Genomic DNA, 17,112 nt, shown 5'->3' on the forward strand with positions numbered 1-17,112 from the left:
AGCGAAAGCTGGGATCTCCCGTCGCAGGGCGCACCCTTGCCGCACGAGATCCCAGCTTTCGCTGGGGTGACGTAGACTCGAGAAGACCCATCATGCACGCCTATCGCACCCACAACTGCGCCGCCCTCCGCCCCGAACAGGTCGGCGAAGAGGTTCGCGTCTCCGGCTGGGTCCACAAGAAGCGCGATCACGGCGACCTCGTCTTTATCGATCTGCGCGACCACTACGGCATCACGCAGATCGTCACCGACGTGTCGGGCCCGGTCTTCAAGGTCATCGAGGGCCTCAAGAGCGAAAGCGTCGTGACGATCACCGGTAAGGTGACCGCACGGGCGCCGGAAGCGGTGAACCCCAACCTGCCGACCGGTGGGATCGAGATCCGGGCGGCCGCCGCGACCGTCCAGTCGATGGCGGGCGAGCTGCCGATGCCGGTCGCGGGCGAGGCCGAGTATCCCGAGGATATCCGCCTCCGCTATCGCTATCTCGACCTGCGTCGCGAGCGGCTTCATGCGAACATCATGCTCCGCAGCCAGGTGATCACGTCGCTGCGCAACCGCATGAACGGGCAGGGGTTCACCGAATTCCAGACGCCGATCCTGACCGCCTCGTCGCCCGAGGGCGCGCGTGATTACCTGGTGCCGAGCCGCGTCCATCCGGGCAAGTTCTACGCGCTGCCGCAGGCGCCGCAGATGTTCAAGCAGTTGCTGATGGTCGCTGGCTTCGATCGCTATTTCCAGATCGCACCGTGCTTCCGCGACGAGGACGCGCGCGCCGACCGTTCGCCGGGTGAATTCTATCAGCTCGATTTCGAGATGAGCTTCGTCACGCAGGACGACGTGTTCGCGGCGATCGAGCCCGTCCTCCACGGCGTGTTCGAGGAATTCGCTGACTGGCAGGGCAAGGGCCGCCAGGTCTCTGCGCTCCCGTTCAAGCGCATCCCCTACCGCGAATCTATGTTGAAGTACGGCAGCGACAAGCCCGACCTGCGCAACCCGATCCTGATCCACGACGTCGGCCATCACTTCGTCGATTCGGGCTTCGGCCTGTTCGCCGGGATTGTTGCCGGTGGTGACGTGGTCCGCGCGATCCCCGCGCCGAACACCGCCGACAAGAGCCGCAAGTTCTTCACCGACATGAACGACTGGGCGCGCGCCGAAGGGCATGCCGGGCTTGGCTACATCACGCAGAAGAATGGCGAACTCGGCGGCCCGATCGCCAAGAACCACGGCGAGGAAGCCACCCGCAAGCTGATCGCCGAGATGGGCCTCGGCCCGAACGACGGTATCTTCTTCGCGGCCGGCAAGGAACTGCCCGCCTCGAAGCTCGCTGGCGCCGCGCGTGCGCGGATCGGGGCAGACCTCGGCCTGATCGACGAGAACCGCTTCGAGTTCTGCTGGATTGTCGACTTCCCGATGTTCGAATATGACGAGGACGCGAAGAAGGTCGATTTCAGCCACAACCCGTTCTCGATGCCGCAGGGCGAGATGGACGCGCTGGAGAACAAGGATCCGCTCGATATCCTCGCCTATCAGTACGATATCGTCTGCAACGGCGTCGAGCTGTCGTCGGGCGCGATCCGGAACCATCGTCCGGAGATCATGTACAAGGCGTTCGAGATCGCCGGCTACACGCAGGCCGATGTCGACACGAACTTCGCGGGCATGATCAACGCGTTCAAGGTCGGCGCACCGCCGCATGGCGGCTCCGCACCGGGGATCGACCGGATGGTGATGCTGCTCGCGGGCGAACCGAACATCCGCGAGGTCGTGCTGTTCCCGATGAACCAGAAGGCCGAGGACCTGATGATGGGCGCGCCGAGCCCGGTCAGTGCCAAGCAGCTGAAGGAACTCAACATCCGCCTGACGGTGGATGGCCCGAAGGACGTGACCAAGGTAGTCGCGCCGAACGCAGGCTAAGTCCGATCGGACGAACGCCCTCTTCCGGCGGGGGAGGGCGCGTCGCGTAGACCGCGAAGCCCGCTACGCTGGATCAAGCCGGCACGCCTTGCCGCCCTTTTATCCGCCAGGCATGCACCGTTGCGCGCCGCGGAACGTTGACCCTCGAGACTGGCGACGGAGCGTGACGCATGACGATACACCTGACCGACTATGAAGACGGTGATGCGTATGACGGTAAGTACAAGGCGGATCTGAAAGCGCTGCAGCGGCGCCTGGAGCATATCCAGGTCGCGCATATTGTCGGCGGCAAGCGCGCGATCGTGATGTTCGAAGGCTGGGACGCAGCGGGGAAGGGTGGCATCATCCAGCGTCTTTCCGCCGAGTGGGATCCTCGAAACTACAAGGTGTGGCCAATTTCCGCACCCAGCGCGGACGAGAAGGCGCATCACTTCCTGTGGCGTTTCTGGCAACGCCTGCCTGCCAATGGCAACGTCGCCGTATTCGATCGCAGCTGGTATGGTCGCGTGCTCGTCGAGCGCGTCGAAGGCTTCGCGAGCGAGGCGGAGTGGCGGCACGGCTACGACGAGATCAATGCGTTCGAGGCGCAGCAGGTCGAGAGCGGCACGACGCTGGTGAAGTTGTTCATCCACACGACGCAAAAGGAGCAGGACCGCCGCCTGAAAGCCCGTCTCACGGACCCGTGGAAGCATTGGAAGACCGGCCTCGACGATTACCACAACCGCGCTCGCCGGGACGACTATCTCGAAGCGATGACCGAAATGTTTGCGCGGACCGACACTGCAACGGCACCGTGGACGGTTATCGATGGCAATGACAAGAAAGCCGCGCGTATCGCGGCGTTGACGGTGATCGCAGATCGACTGGAGGCTGGGGTGTCGATGGTCCCGCCGCCGCTCGACGAGGCGGTAGCCAAGGTCGCCCGGAAAGCTCTGCACCTATGATCCGTGCCGTTTTACGCGGCAGCGAATTGACCGTCCGCGCGCATGAGATGCAAAATTCCGTCGGCGATCGCGAAATAGGCACCGTGGATTCTCAGCCGGCCTGATGCCTCGCGTTCGCTCACGAACGGGAAGGTTCGGAGGTTGGCGATCGACACCCTGACCGTTTCGAGTTCGAGCGCGCGGACAGCCTCTGGCCCGTCGCCATGCTCGGCGACGACCCGATCGCGGCCCTCGTCGAGCAGGTCCATCCAATGCGCGATGAAGCCACCGTGTCCTGGCGCGGCGCCTTCGAACTTCCGCGACAAGGCTGCTTTGACGCCGCCGCATTGGCCATGCCCGAGAACGACGATCTCCGGCACTTCGAGTTGGGTCACGGCGAATTCCAGTGCCGCCGACACGCCGTGCCGTCCGCCATCCGCTTCGAATGGCGGAACGAGGTTGGCGACGTTGCGCACGACGAAGGTTTCCCCCGGGGACGTGTCGAAGATCTGGGCAGGATCGACGCGACTGTCCGAGCAGGCGATCACCATGATCCTCGGGCTCTGGCCCTCGCGTAGCTCCGCCCAGCGTTCGTGCTGGCTGCGCCATCCCGTGTCGCGGAAACGGCGATAGCCGTCGATGAGCTCGCTGAAACCGGTCATATCGTCCTCTTAACCGCATGTATGTTGTCTCGGATAGCGTGGATCGCTATCTGCCGCCCATGAACGAGATGACCCCGCTCGCTATCCCCCGCGCCCGCAAGCCCGACTGGATCCGCGTCAAGGCGCCAACGTCTGCCGGTTTTGCGAAGACCCGCGAACTGATGCGCTCGAAGAGCCTGACGACGGTGTGCGAAGAGGCCGCGTGCCCGAACATCGGCGAGTGCTGGTCCAAGAAGCATGCCACCGTGATGATCCTCGGCGACACGTGCACGCGCGCCTGTGCGTTCTGCAACGTGAAGACCGGCATGCCGCGCGCGGTCGACGCGATGGAGCCGCAGAACGTCGCCGACGCGGCCGCGCAAATGGGCCTCAACCACATCGTGATCACCTCGGTGGATCGCGACGACCTGCCCGATGGTGGTGCGTCGCAATTCGTGAAGGTCATCCGTGCGATCCGCGCATCGAACCCGACGACGACCATCGAGATCCTGACGCCCGACTTCCGCAACAAGGCGCAGGCGGCGATCGAATCGATCGTCGAGGCGCGGCCGGACGTCTATAATCACAACCTCGAAACCGTGCCGCGGCTGTATCCGACCATCCGCCCGGGCGCGCGCTATTACGCATCGCTGCGGCTGCTCGAAAGCGTGAAGCGGCATGATCCGTCGATTTTCACCAAGTCCGGCGTCATGCTGGGGCTGGGCGAAGAGCGCCTGGAAATCCATCAGGTGATGGACGACATGCGCTGCGCCGACATCGATTTCCTGACGATGGGCCAGTATCTCCAGCCTACTCCCCGTCATGCGAAAGTCGCGGAGTTCGTACCGCCCAAGGCGTTCGACGCCTATGCCTCGATCGCTCGGGCCAAGGGATTCATGCTGGTTGCTTCGTCGCCGCTGACCCGCTCGAGCTATCACGCCGGGGACGACTTCGCGCAATTGCGGGCGAACCGCGACGCCAAGCTCGGGGTCGTGCGCCTCTGATGCCGAAGCATTCGGAAACGCGTCACCTGCCCTACACGCCGGAGCAGATGTTCGATCTGGTGGCCGATGTCGGTCGCTATGCCGAGTTTTTGCCCTGGGTCAGCGCGATGCGGGTGCGCTCGAATAGCGAGACCGAGACGCTTGCCGACATGATCGTCGGTTTCAAGGGGCTGCGCGAGACGTTCACGTCGCGCGTGCAGAAGGTCCGGCCGAGCGAACTCAACGTCGATTATGTCGACGGCCCGCTGAAGTATCTCCGCAACGAATGGCATTTTCGCCCCGAACCGCAGGGCTGCGCGGTCGACTTCACGGTCGATTTCGCGTTCAAGAACCGAATGTTCGAGATGATCGCGGGGCAGGTATTCGGCGTTGCGCTGCGCAAGATGATCGGCGCATTCGAGACCCGCGCCGCCGAGCTTTACGGCACCAAGACATCCGGCGCCGACGCGTCCGGCAGCAACAGTTCGAGTGCGCACAACGCGGCCTGAAGCCGGATCCCGCCACGGCCGAGGTCGCCGAAATCCTTGCGATCGGCATGGACATCGGACGGATCGCGCCCCTTCTCGGCGCGGCCGAATACCACGGTGCCAACCGGTTTCTTGAGCGAACCGCCCCCCGGCCCGGCCACGCCGGTGATCGCGACTGCGATGTCGGCGCCCGACTGTTTCAATGCCGCCTGCGCCATGCTCCAGGCGACCGCGATCGAGACCGCGCCGAACGTTTCGAGCACGTCCGAACTGATCTTCAGTACGCCGAGCTTGGCGGCATTCGAATAGGTGACGAAGCCGACCTCGAACACGTCGGACGATCCGGGAATCTCGGTCAGCGCGGCAGCCACCAGGCCGCCGGTGCAGCTCTCCGCGACGGCGACCCGGCGGCCGATCGCGCGATTCTGCTCGACCACCTTGCGCGCGGCATCGACCAGTTCGGCAGGAAGGATCGTATCCATCAGCGAGTCTCCACCGGGCAGAGCAGCATCGCCACCGCGGCGATATCACCGCTGTGCGACTTCTGGGATTTCAGGTATCGCAACGTCTCGACGACGATGCCCGCGGTGTTGCGCGGTGGCAAGGGCTGCAGCAGCGTCACCATCCGGTCGATCGTCGCGCAATCGCGGGTCGCGATCCGCCCGACGATCTGCGGCACCAGCAACGTCGTCAGCAGCGGCCGTGCAAACTCCGAATCGAGCATCGCGTCCACCGCCGGATCGCTGAGCTTGACGATCGCGGCGCGCGCGGCCGGCCATGCCCGGTCGGACTCGACCTGATAGCGGTCGATCAGCGCACTCGACTGGCGTCGGATGAGACTGGCGGCGGGGAGCTGCGCTGCGCAGACACGACCGGTTTCGCGGAGAATGTCGGGCATCGCGACGAGCGTCAGCGATTCGGCTTCGGAACTGGTGATGCAACGCGGTTGCGCCACGGCGGGGCTGGCGAGTAGCGCGATGCCGGCGAGCGTTGCGGCAATCTTCACAAAGGCGATCCGGGAACGCGGACGGTCGCGACGGCCTGAGCGGCGATGCCTTCTCCGCGCCCGGTGAAGCCGAGGCGTTCGGTCGTGGTCGCCTTCACGCTGACCCGGTCGAGCGTGAGCCCGAGCAGGTCGGCGATCCGTGCGGTCATCGCTGCGCGATGCGGGCCGATCTTCGGCGCCTCGCACATGATCGTCAGGTCGACGAAGTCGATCCGACCGCGCTTGTCGGCGATCAGCTTGGCGGCGTGCTGAAGGAACTGGCCGGAATCGGCGCCCTTCCACTGCGGGTCGCTTGGCGGAAAATGCGTTCCGATATCACCCGCGGCGATGGTGCCGAGCAGTGCGTCGGTCAGCGCATGGAGCGCGACGTCGGCGTCGCTATGCCCCGACAGGCCCTTGTCGTGCGGGATCAGGACACCGCCGAGCCAAAGCTCTTCGCCGACTTCGAGCCGGTGGACGTCGAAGCCCATCGCGGTGCGGGTCTCGTATGCGAGACGCGCTTCGGCGGCCGCGAAATCTTCGGGATGTGTGACTTTCTCGAGCATCGCCGAGCCCTGCACCAACGCGACGTCGACGCCAAGCCGTCGTACCATCTGCGCGTCGTCGGTCGCCTCGTCGCCCACAGGCCACGCGGCATGGGCGGCACGCAATGTCTCGAGGGAAAACGCCTGCGGTGTCTGGACCCGGTTGAGGTCGTCACGTGGCACGATATCGCCGAGCAGCGCGCCGCCACGGGCGAGCGTATCGGTCACCGGCAGAACGGGAATCGCAGCATCGCCAATTTCTAACGCCGCGACGAGCGAATCGAGCACGGCCGCTGAAAGGAATGGGCGGGCAGCATCGTGGATCAGCACGTGGGTCGCGTCGCCGATCGCCGCCAGCGCCTTCGCCACCGAGTCGCGCCGCGTTGCTCCTCCAGCGACCGTCTTCACGCTCGGGCTGAGCGCTTCGACGGCGAACCCCTCCTGTCCCGCTGCGACGACGACGATGATCTCGGCGATCGCCGGATGCGCTGCAAACGCGTCATGCGAATAGGCAATCATCGGGCGTCCCCCGAGCAACGCGAACTGTTTGGGAACGGCGCCGCCCGCGCGCACGCCGGAGCCGGCGGCGACGATCACCGCGACGATGCGCTGTGGTTGTTTCATCATCGCGACCTAGCGCGTAGCTCTGGCGGTCGCCAGCCTTGCCTGAAACGACGGGCTGGGGTAAGCGGTTGCCTCTTTTTCAGGCACATTCATGCGTAATCTAATTCCCATCCAGATCGGTCCCGTCCGGATCGAAAGCCCGGTCGTGCTCGCGCCGATGACTGGCGTCACGGACAAGCCGTTCCGCACGCTCGTCCGCCGCTATGGTTCGGGCCTCAACGTTACCGAAATGGTAGCAAGCCAGGCCGCGATCCGCGAGACGCGCCAGTCGTTGCAGAAGGCGGCGTGGGATCGGCTTGAGGAGCCGGTGTCGATGCAGCTGATCGGCTGCACGCCGTACGAAATGGGCGAGGCGGCCAAGCTCAGCCAGGATCGCGGCGCGGCGATCATCGACATCAACATGGGCTGTCCCGTGCGGAAAGTTGTCAACGGCGATGCCGGTTCGGCGCTGATGCGCGATACCAAGCTGGCCAGCGCCATCATCGACGCTACCGTCAAGGCGGTCGACGTTCCCGTGACGCTCAAGATGCGGATGGGCTGGTGTCACGACAGTCTCAACGCGCCCGAGCTCGCGCGGATCGCCGAGGACCTCGGCATCAAGCTCATCACCGTTCACGGCCGCACGCGCAACCAGATGTACAAGGGTAGCGCCGATTGGGGCTTCGTCCGCACGGTCAAGGATGCCGTCACCGTGCCGGTCATCGTCAATGGCGACATCTGCACGATCGAGGACGCCGAAGCGGCGATGGACCAGTCCGGCGCGGACGGGCTGATGATCGGTCGCGGGTCTTACGGCCGGCCGTGGGTGCTCGGCCAGGTGATGGAGTGGTTCGCCACCGGCCGCCGTATCGAGGATCCGACGATCACCGAGCAATATGACGCGATCGCCGGGCATTACGAGGCGATGCTCGAGCATTACGGGATCGAGACCGGCGTCAACATGGCGCGGAAGCACATCGGCTGGTACACCAAGGGGCTGCCGGGGTCGGCCGAGTTCCGCAACAAGGTGAACCAGGTTCCTGATCCGAAGCAGGTCAAGGCGATGCTGGCCGAGTTCTACGCTCCCTGGCGCGAACTTGCGGCCGCCTGAGACCCAGTCGCGCAGCCGGCCGGGCTTCGCGGACCTGTTCGCGGCGTTGCCGGTGGCCGTGGTCGTCGTCGATCCCGATCACCGCGTGGCCCATGCCAATGCGCTGGCCGAGCAACTGCTGAACCTCTCGGAGCGGCTGATGATCGGTCAACCGCTCGACGCGATCATACCGCCGCCCGACGATCCGCGTAATCGCGATGGTCACGGGCTTGCAGTCTACGATACCGAGATGTCCACCGCGCGCGGGGGCAAGATCCGCGTCGATTTCGCCGAGACGGAGATTGCCGATTATCCAGGCTGGCGCGCGATCACGCTCCACGCGGCTGCAACCTCGCGACGCCTCGGACATTCCGCGGACCGCGCAGCGGGCGCGAGGGCCGCTGTCGGCGCCGCGGCGATGCTCGCGCACGAGATCAAGAACCCGCTTTCGGGGATCCGTGGCGCGGCACAATTGCTTGGTGCGGGCGAACTCACCACGCTGATCGTCACCGAAGTGGACCGCATCGCCGCGCTGATCGACCGGATGCAGGACTTCAGCGACACGCGTCCGTTGCCGCTCGGCAGCGAAAACATCTACCCGCTGCTCGGCCACGCGCGTCGTCTCGCGCTCGCTGGTTTTGCACGGGGAATTGCGATTGAGGAGCGCTTCGATCCTTCACTACCGCCCGCCCAGATCAACCGTGACGCGCTGCTCCAGATCGTCATAAACCTGCTGAAGAACGCGCGGGAAGCGGTTCGAAACGAACGCGAACCGCGGATCATACTGACCACCGCCTACCGGCACGGCATCACCGTCAGTTCGGCGCCGGGCAAGCCGCGCCTGCCGCTGCCGATCGAGATCTGTATCTTCGACAACGGCCCCGGGGCACCCGCCGACATCGCCGATCATCTGTTCGATCCATTCGTTTCCGGTCGTCGCGAAGGGCAGGGGCTTGGCCTCGCGCTGGTCGACAAGCTCACGCGGGACATGGGCGGGATCGTCCAATATGCCCGAGAAGGAATGCCCGAAATGACCGTTCTCCGACTGTTGCTGCCAAGGGCGGCATCATGAGCACGGTGCTGGTCGTCGACGACGATGCGGCGATCCGGACCGTCGTCGCGCAGGCATTGCGACGCGCCGGGCACGAGGTCACGGTCGCGGACAGTCTGGCGCAACTCGAGCACGCTCTCAAACTGGCGTTACCCGACGTCATCGTCACCGACGTCATTCTGCCCGACGGTGACGGGATCGATCATGTCCGCAGCGTTGCGGCCCGCTTTCCCCTGCTGCCCATCATCGTCCTGTCGGCGCAGAACACGTTGACGACGGCGGTTCGCGCGGCAGAGGTCGGCGCCTACGAATATCTTCCCAAGCCGTTCGACCTCGACGTTCTCACGCGAGCCGTGACCGGCGCGCTGGCTCGCGGCGGCCTGGTCTCCGACGACGATCTCCACGAGGAGGACCGGGCGCTGCCGCTGATCGGCCGGTCGGCGGCAATGCAGGACGTGTACCGGATCATCGCGCGCGTCGTGTCCAACGACCTGACCGTGCTGATCTCGGGCGAATCGGGTACCGGCAAGGAACTCGTCGCCCGCGCGATCCACGATCTCGGGCCTCGCAGCGCGGCGCCGTTCGTTGCGATCAACATGGCGGCGATTCCCCGCGAGCTGATTGAAGCCGAGCTTTTCGGGCACGAGCGGGGTGCGTTCACGGGCGCCGCGGCGCGCAACGCGGGCCGGTTCGAGCAGGCGTCCGGTGGCACGCTGTTCCTCGACGAGATCGGCGATATGCCCATGGAAGCGCAGACCCGCTTGCTCCGCGTGCTGCAGTCGGGCGAATTCACCAGCGTGGGCGGCGCGCGTACCATCCGGGTCGACGTCCGTATCGTCGCCGCGACCAATCGCGATCTCGCGGTTCACGTGGCGAACGGACAGTTTCGCGAAGACCTTTTCTACCGCCTCAACGTCGTGCCGATCGTCCTGCCTGCCTTGCGCGAACGCCGGCAGGATATCGCGCTGCTGGCCCGTCACTTTCTTGACCATGCAGCGGTCCAGGGACTGCCGCGGCGGCAACTCGCCGGTGACGCGTTGACGGCACTCGCGGTGCATGACTGGCCCGGCAACGTTCGCGAACTTGAAAACCTGATGCGTCGTCTGGCCGTGCTGTCCCGCGACGAAGTGATCGGCGCCGAGGCAATTCGTTCGATGATCGGCGTACATACGGTCACCGGGCAAGCCGCCGACGTCGATATCGCGCAAGCGGTTCACGGGCTGATCGAACGTATCGCGCGCGAGGATCCCGCCGCTCTCGACGATGGCACGTTGTACGACCGGGTTATCGGCGAGGTTGAGCGGCCCCTCATCGAGGCCATGCTCGCACGGCACGGCCAGAACCAGCTTCGTGCCGCACGGGCGATGGGCATCAACCGCAATACGCTGCGCAAGCGTCTCGATACCTTGGGTATCGCCGTAGTCGACATTCGTCTGAATGACGCAGGTGGACGCTGATTCCCGCATTATGTGGTTTCAAGGCAACGGTTGACGTTGTACCGCAGCAACGATGATCGCTTCCGCGACGCTACCTGTGGATGAAGATGGACCGGGCAACCGGTTCGTGGTGACGCCCGCCGTCGAGCTGCTCGTGCTGGCGGTTGCGATCGGGATCGCGATCGCGAGCTACTTCGTCATCGTCGGAACCGATGCACCGCAGCGGCTCATCGCGCCGCCTCTGGTAGCGTTGCTGCTCGTCGCCAATCTGGTGCCTGGCATAGCGTTGATGATGCTGCTGGGACGCCGCGTCGCGATGCGTCGGGCAGCGCGTTCGCCGGTTGGCGGCGGCGGCAGGCTGCACGTCCGGCTCGTCGCGCTCTTCTCGATCGTCGCGGCGGTGCCGATGCTGCTGGTGACGATCTTTGCATCGCTGCTGTTCCAGTACGGCGTTCAGTTCTGGTATTCCGACCAGGCGCGCGGGATGCTCGAGAACGCGACCGCGCTGGCGCAATCCTCCTACGCCCGGCAGCTCAATCGCTGGCAGGAGGCTACCGTGACGATGGCGGGCGACATGTCCGGCTATCTGCGCGAGCGATCCCTGCAAAGCCGCGAGTTCTCGGGATTCTTCCTGCAGCAAGTCTATTACCGCAGCCTGTCGGAGGGCGCGCTGTTCAAGGTCACGCCGCAGGGCGATATCCAGACCTTCGCGATCGTGAACCCGTATGAAATCGACTTCGCACGCCAGGTTACCCCCGCTGCGATCTCTCAGTTGCGCGCCGGGAAAACCGCAGTCGTCACGGTAACCGGCGACCGCATCCAGACGATCACGATGCTTCCCGGATCGGACGAGCTGTTTTTGTACGCAGGGCGCGTCGAGGACACGAAGCTTCTGTCCGGCCAGACGACGCGCGCCAACGAGGTCCTCACGAGCTATCGATCCTTGCTCGCGCGCTCGCGCAGCCTGCAGCTGACGTTCAATGCGGCGCTGCTCCTGATATCGCTGCTGATCGTCGGCATTGCGGTGTGGATCGCACTGGCGGTCGCCGACCGGGTGGTCCGCCCGGTCGGCGAGCTGGTCGATGCAGCCCGACGCGTCGCGGACGGCGATTTGCGGGCACGCGTCCCGGATCCCCGGAGCCGAGACGAGGTAGGCACATTGGCGCGTGCCTTCAATCAGATGACGACGCGGATCGAAGAGCAGAATACCGAATTGTTGACCGCGAACGGTCAGCTCGAGAACCGTCGGGCGCTCATCGAGGCGGTCATGGCGGGCGTATCGGCCGGTGTGATCGCCACCGGCCGCGACCGTACGATCACGATTACGAACGATTCCGCGACGGCGCTGCTGGGCACTCGCGCCGGCTCCGGCAGCCTTGTCGGGCGCAAGCTTGGCGACGTCGCACCCGAACTCGACACGATGCTCGACAGTGGAGATCGAGAGGCGATCGTCGAGGTCGGGCAGGGCGGCGAAACGCGGACGCTCGCGGTCAGGATCGCGCGTCCAGCGACCGGGCCGATCCTCACTTTCGACGACATCACGCAGCAACTTCTCGATCAGCGTCGTGCGGCATGGTCGGATGTCGCGCGTCGCATCGCGCACGAGATCAAGAACCCGTTGACCCCGATTCAGCTGGCTGCAGAGCGCCTGCAGCGTCGGTATGGCGGCAAGATCGAGATGCAGGACGGCACGTTCTCGCGGTTGACCGATACGATCATCCGCCAGGTCGGCGATCTGCGTCGTATGGTCGATGAATTCTCCTCCTTTGCCCGCATGCCGAAACCGGTCTTCCGTGAGGAATCCCTGGTCGATGCGGCGCGACAGGCGCTATTCCTCCACGAGGTCGCGCATCCGGGTATCGGCTTCCACCTGGTCCATGACGACCCTCGCTTGGCGCTCGTGTGCGATCGTCGCCAGATCGGTCAGGCTCTCACCAACATCGTTAAAAACGCCGTGGAAGCGATTGAAACGCGCGGGGAACCGGGTGGGACGGTAACGATGACATTGGTTGAAAAGCCGAATGCCGTCGAGATCGCGGTGGCCGATACGGGGATTGGCCTCCCCGCCGATCGCGACCGTATCGTCGAGCCCTATGTGACGACGCGTGCACGCGGCACCGGTCTCGGGCTTGCCATCGTCAAGAAGATCATTGAGGAGCATTGCGGAACGATCGGGTTTTCCGATCGGCCCGGTGGCGGCACTCTCGTCACGATGAACTTCGATACCAAGGCGCTCGCCGCGCTCGACCAAGGGGCATCCGCACCCGAGTTGGCAGGGGAGGGCCAACTCGCCACGATGACTCGCAACCGGACATGATTTGATGGCGCTCGATATTCTCGTCGTAGACGACGAACGTGACATTCGCGAACTGGTGGCCGGCGTCCTGGAGGACGAGGGCTATGACACGCGCGACGCTGGCGACAGCGATTCCGCGTTGGAGGCGATCGCAGCCCGGCGTCCGTCGCTGGTGCTGCTCGACGTCTGGCTCCAGGGCTCCCGGCTGGACGGCTTGGAACTGCTCGACGAGATCAAGCGCCGCGACCCGTCGATCCCGGTGCTGGTGATCTCGGGGCACGGCAATCTCGACACCGCCGTCGCCGCGATCAGGCGCGGGGCGTCCGACTTCATCGAGAAGCCCTTCGAGGCCGAGCGGCTCCTGTTGATGGTGGCGCGCGCGACCGAGACCGAGCGCCTCCGCCGCGAGGTCGCCACGCTGCGCGCGACCGTCGGTCGCGAAACCGATCTCACGGGGAGCTCGGGATCGATCAACGGGGTTCGTGCGACCCTGAAGCGCGTCGCCGCCACGGGCAGTCGCGTGCTTATCATGGGCGCGGCTGGCGTCGGTAAGGAAGTCGCGGCACGTCTGCTTCATGGCTGGAGCCTGCGGACCGACGCGCCCTTCATCATCGTCAGCGCCGCCCGCATGACCCCCGAGCGGGTCGACGAGGAACTGTTCGGCGTCGAGGAAGCGGGGGACCTGGTCCGTCCAGGCCTGTTCGAGCAGGCGCACGGCGGTACCCTGTTCCTCGACGAGATCGCCGACATGCCGATCGCGACCCAGGCACGCATCCTGCGTGCCCTGACGGACCAAAGTTTTACGCGCGTTGGCGGCACGCGGGTGGTCAAGGTCGATGTCCGCGTGGTCTCGGCCACGGCACGCGACCTGGTGTTCGAGATTGCCGAAGGCCGTTTCCGCGAGGATCTCTACTACCGGCTCAACGTCGTACCGGTGATGATCCCGCCATTGTCGGACCGTCGCGAGGACATTCCGGCGCTCGTTCAGCACTTTATCGCGCATTACGCCTCTGAGCGGCGGGTGCCGACGCCCGAGATTGCCGCCGATGCGATGGTCGCGCTGCAGTCCTACGACTGGCCGGGCAATGTCCGGCAGCTTCGCAACGTCGTCGAACGGACCATCATTCTGGCGCCCGGCGACCGGATAGGCCGCATCGACCTCGATCTCCTTCCTGCCGAAGTGTTGGGCGATCAGGGCGATATAGGGTCCGCCGGGTCGACGGCGATCATGGGTTCGCCGCTGCGAGAAGCGCGCGAGACGTTCGAGCGCGAATATCTCCGGGTTCAGATCCGCCGGTTCTCGGGAAACATTTCGCGTACCGCGAGCTTCATCGGCATGGAGCGCTCGGCATTGCACCGCAAACTGAAGCTTCTGGGGATCACCGAAACCCGCGAGGATTGATTGCCGTATTTCGGCCGCCCTCTGGAACTAAGGGTGCTTCGATCATAGATCACTATCCGTGCCCGGTAACCGGGCGCATCTCCGACGCTGGGAAACAGCGCCTCGCGGGCAAAGTCCCGCCAAAAACAAAGGGTTATCCCATTGGCCGAAAAACCAGGCTCGCTTCAGGATCTCTTTCTGAACGCTCTACGGCGCTCGAAGACGCCGGTTACCATGTTCCTCGTCAAGGGCGTGAAGCTCCAGGGCATCGTCACATGGTTCGATAATTTTTCCGTCCTGCTTCGCCGTGATGGCCAGTCGCAGCTTATCTACAAGCATGCGATTTCGACGATCATGCCGGCGGGACCGATGGACGTGTCGGCGATCGTCGACGCGGTCGGAGAAAACCAGAAGAAGCACCCGCTGCTACAGGAAATCTTCCTGAACGCGGTGCGCAAATCCGAAGACAGCGTGACCATGTTCCTGATCAACGGCGTCATGCTGCAGGGTCAGATCGCGGGCTTCGACCTGTTCTGCATGTTGCTGCAGCGCGAAGGCATGGCGCAGCTCGTGTACAAGCACGCGGTCTCGACGATCCAGCCGGCACGCCCGCTGAACCTCGCCGAAGAACCAACCGACACGGATGAAACGGACGATGACGATTGAGTAGTGGTTTCGAACGCGATCGGGACGAGTTTACCCGTGGCACCCGCGCGATCGTCGTTCTTCCCGATCAGGGCGATGCCTCGCGGGACGTCGACGCCCGGCTCGAGGAAACAGCTGGGCTAGCCGCGGCGATTGGCGTCGAGGTGGTCGAACGGATCGCGTACCGCGTTCGCCAGGCCAAGCCTGCAACGCTGATCGGCAGCGGGCAGGTCGAACTGCTCGCGACGCAGGTTCGCATGGAAGAGGCCGGACTGGTCGTCTTCGACGCGAGCCTGAGCCCGATCCAGCAGCGCAATCTCGAAAAGGCGCTGGAAACCAAGGTCATCGATCGTACCGGTCTCATTCTCGAGATTTTCGGCGAGCGTGCTGCGACGGCCGAGGGTCGTCTGCAGGTCGAGCTTGCCCATCTCGATTATCAGGCCGGGCGACTGGTGCGGAGCTGGACGCATCTCGAGCGCCAGCGGGGCGGTTTCGGCTTCCTCGGTGGCCCCGGCGAGACCCAGATCGAGGCAGATCGCCGGCTGATCCGCGACCGCATGGCGCGTTTGCGTCGCGAGCTCGAACAGGTCAGTCGCACCCGTGGCTTGCACCGGGAACGACGCCAGCGCGCGCCGTGGCCGGTCATCGCGCTGGTCGGTTACACCAATGCCGGCAAGTCGACGCTGTTCAATCGACTGACGGGGGCGGACGTGATGGCCGAGGATCTGCTGTTTGCAACGCTCGACCCGACGTTGCGACAGATCCAGCTCCCCGGTCTGGACAAGGCCATCCTGTCCGACACGGTCGGTTTCGTTTCGGACCTGCCGACGCAGCTGGTGGCCGCGTTCAAGGCGACGCTCGAAGAGGTGGTTTCCGCCGACTTGCTCGTCCATGTCCGCGACATCGCACATCCCGATACCGAGGCGCAGCGCGCCGATGTCGAAGCGGTGCTGGCCGAGATCGGCGTCGATGACGACACGCCGCGGTTCGAGGTCTGGAACAAGCTCGACCTGCTGGATGCCGACACGCATGATGAGATTGCCGGCGAGGCCGCCCGGCGTGACGACGTGGTCGCAATTTCCGCGCTCAGCGGGGAAGGGGTCCAGAACCTGATCGATCAGGTTGCGGCAAAACTCACCGACGCGCACCGACGCTACAGTATCAAGCTGGACGCCGGCGACGGGGCGGGGGCCGCGTGGCTGCACGCGCACGGCGAGGTGTTCGGCAGCTCCAGCGACGACCTCGTGACGACCTACGACGTCCGACTGTCCGAAGCCGATTATGACAGGTTCATCCGCCGCGATGCTTGACCGCCTGCCATAGGGCTTCCTTGTCGTCGAGGGACAGGTCGGCAAAATTGTCGCCGCCTTGTTCCTCGATCGCCCGGAACCGTCCTTCGAATTTGGCATTGCCGGCACGCAGCGCCGCCTCGGGGTCGATGCCGAGATGTCGAGCCCAGTTGGCCACCGCGAACAGCAGGTCGCCGATCTCCTCGGCTATGCTATCGGACGGAGCCTCGCGAACTTCTTCGATCTCTTCGTAGACCTTCGCCAATGGACCGGCGCTGTCGGGCCAGTCGAAGCCGACGCGGGCTGCACGTTTCTGCAACTTGTCGGCACGCGACAGCGCTGGAAGGCCAAGCGCCACGCCCGCCAGCGCGCTCGCATCTGGCTTGGCCGCGCGTTCTTCGGCCTTTATGGTTTCCCAACCAGGCGAACGCTCGGCCTGCCCGAAGATGTGGGGATGGCGACGTTCCATCTTGTCGGCGATCGACGTCACGACGTCGGCCAGCGCGAATTGGCCGGCTTCCTCGGCGATCCGGCTATGGAAGACCACCTGAAGCAACAGGTCACCCAGCTCGTCCTTGAGGTCGACCGGATCGTTCCGCTCGATCGCGTCGGCAACCTCATAGGCTTCCTCGATGGTGTACGGCGCGATGGTCGACCAGGTCTGCGCGCGATCCCAGTCACATCCGTCGACGGGATCGCGCAAACGAGCCATGATCGCAACGAGCCGCTCGATCACGACGAATGCTCCCGAACATTCAGATCCAAGGCCGATACCGCAAGATCGATAATATACATTATGTTAAATCCGGTGTGGTTTGGAGGCGTGGGTTGCTCCTGCGA

The 17,112-nt window shown here is 64.7% G+C and carries 16 protein-coding genes; 11 read left to right on the top strand and 5 right to left on the bottom strand.

Annotated features, from left to right (window positions below; genetic code table 11):
- Positions 1-92: 92 nt before the first annotated feature.
- Together aspS and SJY41_RS04590 are read left to right on the top strand one after the other, a co-directional pair.
- Positions 93-1,916, top strand: a complete 1,824-nt coding sequence (gene aspS / locus SJY41_RS04585) for an aspartate--tRNA ligase (RefSeq protein WP_380779450.1) — start codon at positions 93-95, stop codon at positions 1,914-1,916.
- A gap of 170 nt (positions 1,917-2,086) precedes the next feature.
- Entirely contained in the window at positions 2,087-2,860 is a 774-nt protein-coding gene (locus tag SJY41_RS04590) for a polyphosphate kinase 2 family protein (protein WP_380779452.1), read from the top strand.
- A gap of 11 nt (positions 2,861-2,871) precedes the next feature.
- On the opposite strand, the gene SJY41_RS04595 is transcribed toward SJY41_RS04590, so the two are convergent.
- Positions 2,872-3,501, bottom strand: a complete 630-nt coding sequence (locus SJY41_RS04595; protein WP_380779454.1) for a carbonic anhydrase — start codon at positions 3,499-3,501, stop codon at positions 2,872-2,874.
- A 59-nt stretch (positions 3,502-3,560) separates the two neighbouring features.
- On the opposite strand from SJY41_RS04595, the gene lipA reads away from it, so the two are divergent.
- Positions 3,561-4,484 carry a lipoyl synthase gene (lipA, locus tag SJY41_RS04600; protein ID WP_380779456.1) on the top strand — a complete coding sequence of 308 codons (924 nt, stop codon included), beginning with the start codon at positions 3,561-3,563 and terminating at the stop codon, positions 4,482-4,484.
- A complete protein-coding gene (locus SJY41_RS04605; RefSeq protein WP_380779458.1) occupies positions 4,484-4,972 on the top strand; it encodes a type II toxin-antitoxin system RatA family toxin in 489 nt (162 codons plus the stop codon). Before lipA ends, SJY41_RS04605 begins: the two co-directional genes overlap by 1 nt.
- Here the strand turns inward: SJY41_RS04605 and SJY41_RS04610 are convergent.
- From SJY41_RS04610 to SJY41_RS04620, 3 genes are read right to left on the bottom strand one after another with little or no spacing between them, the layout of a single operon-like run.
- A complete protein-coding gene (locus SJY41_RS04610) occupies positions 4,903-5,433 on the bottom strand; it encodes a CinA family protein (protein WP_380779459.1) in 531 nt (176 codons plus the stop codon). The two genes, SJY41_RS04605 and SJY41_RS04610, sit on opposite strands and share 70 nt — an antisense overlap.
- Positions 5,433-5,957 carry a hypothetical protein gene (locus SJY41_RS04615; RefSeq protein WP_380779461.1) on the bottom strand — a complete coding sequence of 175 codons (525 nt, stop codon included), beginning with the start codon at positions 5,955-5,957 and terminating at the stop codon, positions 5,433-5,435. The genes SJY41_RS04610 and SJY41_RS04615 overlap by 1 nt, the downstream gene beginning before the upstream one ends.
- Entirely contained in the window at positions 5,954-7,105 is a 1,152-nt protein-coding gene (locus SJY41_RS04620) for a bifunctional 2-C-methyl-D-erythritol 4-phosphate cytidylyltransferase/2-C-methyl-D-erythritol 2,4-cyclodiphosphate synthase (protein WP_380779463.1), read from the bottom strand. The genes SJY41_RS04615 and SJY41_RS04620 overlap by 4 nt, the downstream gene beginning before the upstream one ends.
- A 91-nt stretch (positions 7,106-7,196) precedes the next feature.
- Between SJY41_RS04620 and dusB the strand changes: the two genes are divergently transcribed.
- The 7 genes from dusB to hflX all read left to right on the top strand — a co-directional run bounded on the left by dusB (position 7,197) and on the right by hflX (position 16,293).
- Positions 7,197-8,195, top strand: a complete 999-nt coding sequence (gene dusB, locus SJY41_RS04625) for a tRNA dihydrouridine synthase DusB (RefSeq protein WP_380779465.1) — start codon at positions 7,197-7,199, stop codon at positions 8,193-8,195.
- A complete protein-coding gene (locus SJY41_RS04630; RefSeq protein WP_380779467.1) occupies positions 8,182-9,246 on the top strand; it encodes a nitrogen regulation protein NR(II) in 1,065 nt (354 codons plus the stop codon). Before dusB ends, SJY41_RS04630 begins: the two co-directional genes overlap by 14 nt.
- Positions 9,243-10,682, top strand: coding sequence for a nitrogen regulation protein NR(I) (ntrC, locus tag SJY41_RS04635; protein WP_380779469.1), 1,440 nt, complete (start codon positions 9,243-9,245; stop codon positions 10,680-10,682). The genes SJY41_RS04630 and ntrC overlap by 4 nt, the downstream gene beginning before the upstream one ends.
- Positions 10,683-10,734: 52 nt before the next feature.
- A complete protein-coding gene (locus tag SJY41_RS04640) occupies positions 10,735-12,978 on the top strand; it encodes an ATP-binding protein (protein ID WP_380779471.1) in 2,244 nt (747 codons plus the stop codon).
- A gap of 4 nt (positions 12,979-12,982) precedes the next feature.
- Positions 12,983-14,359, top strand: a complete 1,377-nt coding sequence (locus SJY41_RS04645; RefSeq protein ID WP_380779473.1) for a sigma-54-dependent transcriptional regulator — start codon at positions 12,983-12,985, stop codon at positions 14,357-14,359.
- An 87-nt stretch (positions 14,360-14,446) separates the two neighbouring features.
- Positions 14,447-15,004 carry an RNA chaperone Hfq gene (gene hfq / locus SJY41_RS04650; protein WP_380784058.1) on the top strand — a complete coding sequence of 186 codons (558 nt, stop codon included), beginning with the start codon at positions 14,447-14,449 and terminating at the stop codon, positions 15,002-15,004.
- Positions 15,001-16,293 (top strand): GTPase HflX, encoded by a 1,293-nt coding sequence (gene hflX / locus SJY41_RS04655; RefSeq protein ID WP_380779475.1) that lies wholly within the window; start codon positions 15,001-15,003, stop codon positions 16,291-16,293. The genes hfq and hflX overlap by 4 nt, the downstream gene beginning before the upstream one ends.
- On the opposite strand, the gene mazG is transcribed toward hflX, so the two are convergent.
- Positions 16,274-16,984: a nucleoside triphosphate pyrophosphohydrolase gene (mazG, locus tag SJY41_RS04660; protein ID WP_380784059.1), complete on the bottom strand. Its 711-nt coding sequence runs from the start codon at positions 16,982-16,984 to the stop codon at positions 16,274-16,276. The two genes, hflX and mazG, sit on opposite strands and share 20 nt — an antisense overlap.
- Positions 16,985-17,112 lie beyond the last annotated feature (128 nt).

The sequence above is a fragment of the Sphingomonas sp. R86520 genome (genome assembly GCF_042466285.1).
GTDB lineage: Bacteria > Pseudomonadota > Alphaproteobacteria > Sphingomonadales > Sphingomonadaceae > Sphingomonas.

Coding starts and splice junctions, on each gene's coding strand:
- lipA (WP_380779456.1), top strand. CDS start 3,561: ATGAACGAGATGACCCCGCTCGCTATCCCCCGCGCCCGCAAGCCCGAC.
- SJY41_RS04605 (WP_380779458.1), top strand. CDS start 4,484: ATGCCGAAGCATTCGGAAACGCGTCACCTGCCCTACACGCCGGAGCAG.
- SJY41_RS04645 (WP_380779473.1), top strand. CDS start 12,983: ATGGCGCTCGATATTCTCGTCGTAGACGACGAACGTGACATTCGCGAA.
- mazG (WP_380784059.1), bottom strand. CDS start 16,984: ATGGCTCGTTTGCGCGATCCCGTCGACGGATGTGACTGGGATCGCGCG.
- SJY41_RS04610 (WP_380779459.1), bottom strand. CDS start 5,433: ATGGATACGATCCTTCCTGCCGAACTGGTCGATGCCGCGCGCAAGGTG.
- SJY41_RS04640 (WP_380779471.1), top strand. CDS start 10,735: ATGATCGCTTCCGCGACGCTACCTGTGGATGAAGATGGACCGGGCAAC.
- SJY41_RS04590 (WP_380779452.1), top strand. CDS start 2,087: ATGACGATACACCTGACCGACTATGAAGACGGTGATGCGTATGACGGT.
- ntrC (WP_380779469.1), top strand. CDS start 9,243: ATGAGCACGGTGCTGGTCGTCGACGACGATGCGGCGATCCGGACCGTC.
- aspS (WP_380779450.1), top strand. CDS start 93: ATGCACGCCTATCGCACCCACAACTGCGCCGCCCTCCGCCCCGAACAG.
- SJY41_RS04620 (WP_380779463.1), bottom strand. CDS start 7,105: ATGAAACAACCACAGCGCATCGTCGCGGTGATCGTCGCCGCCGGCTCC.
- dusB (WP_380779465.1), top strand. CDS start 7,197: ATGCGTAATCTAATTCCCATCCAGATCGGTCCCGTCCGGATCGAAAGC.
- SJY41_RS04595 (WP_380779454.1), bottom strand. CDS start 3,501: ATGACCGGTTTCAGCGAGCTCATCGACGGCTATCGCCGTTTCCGCGAC.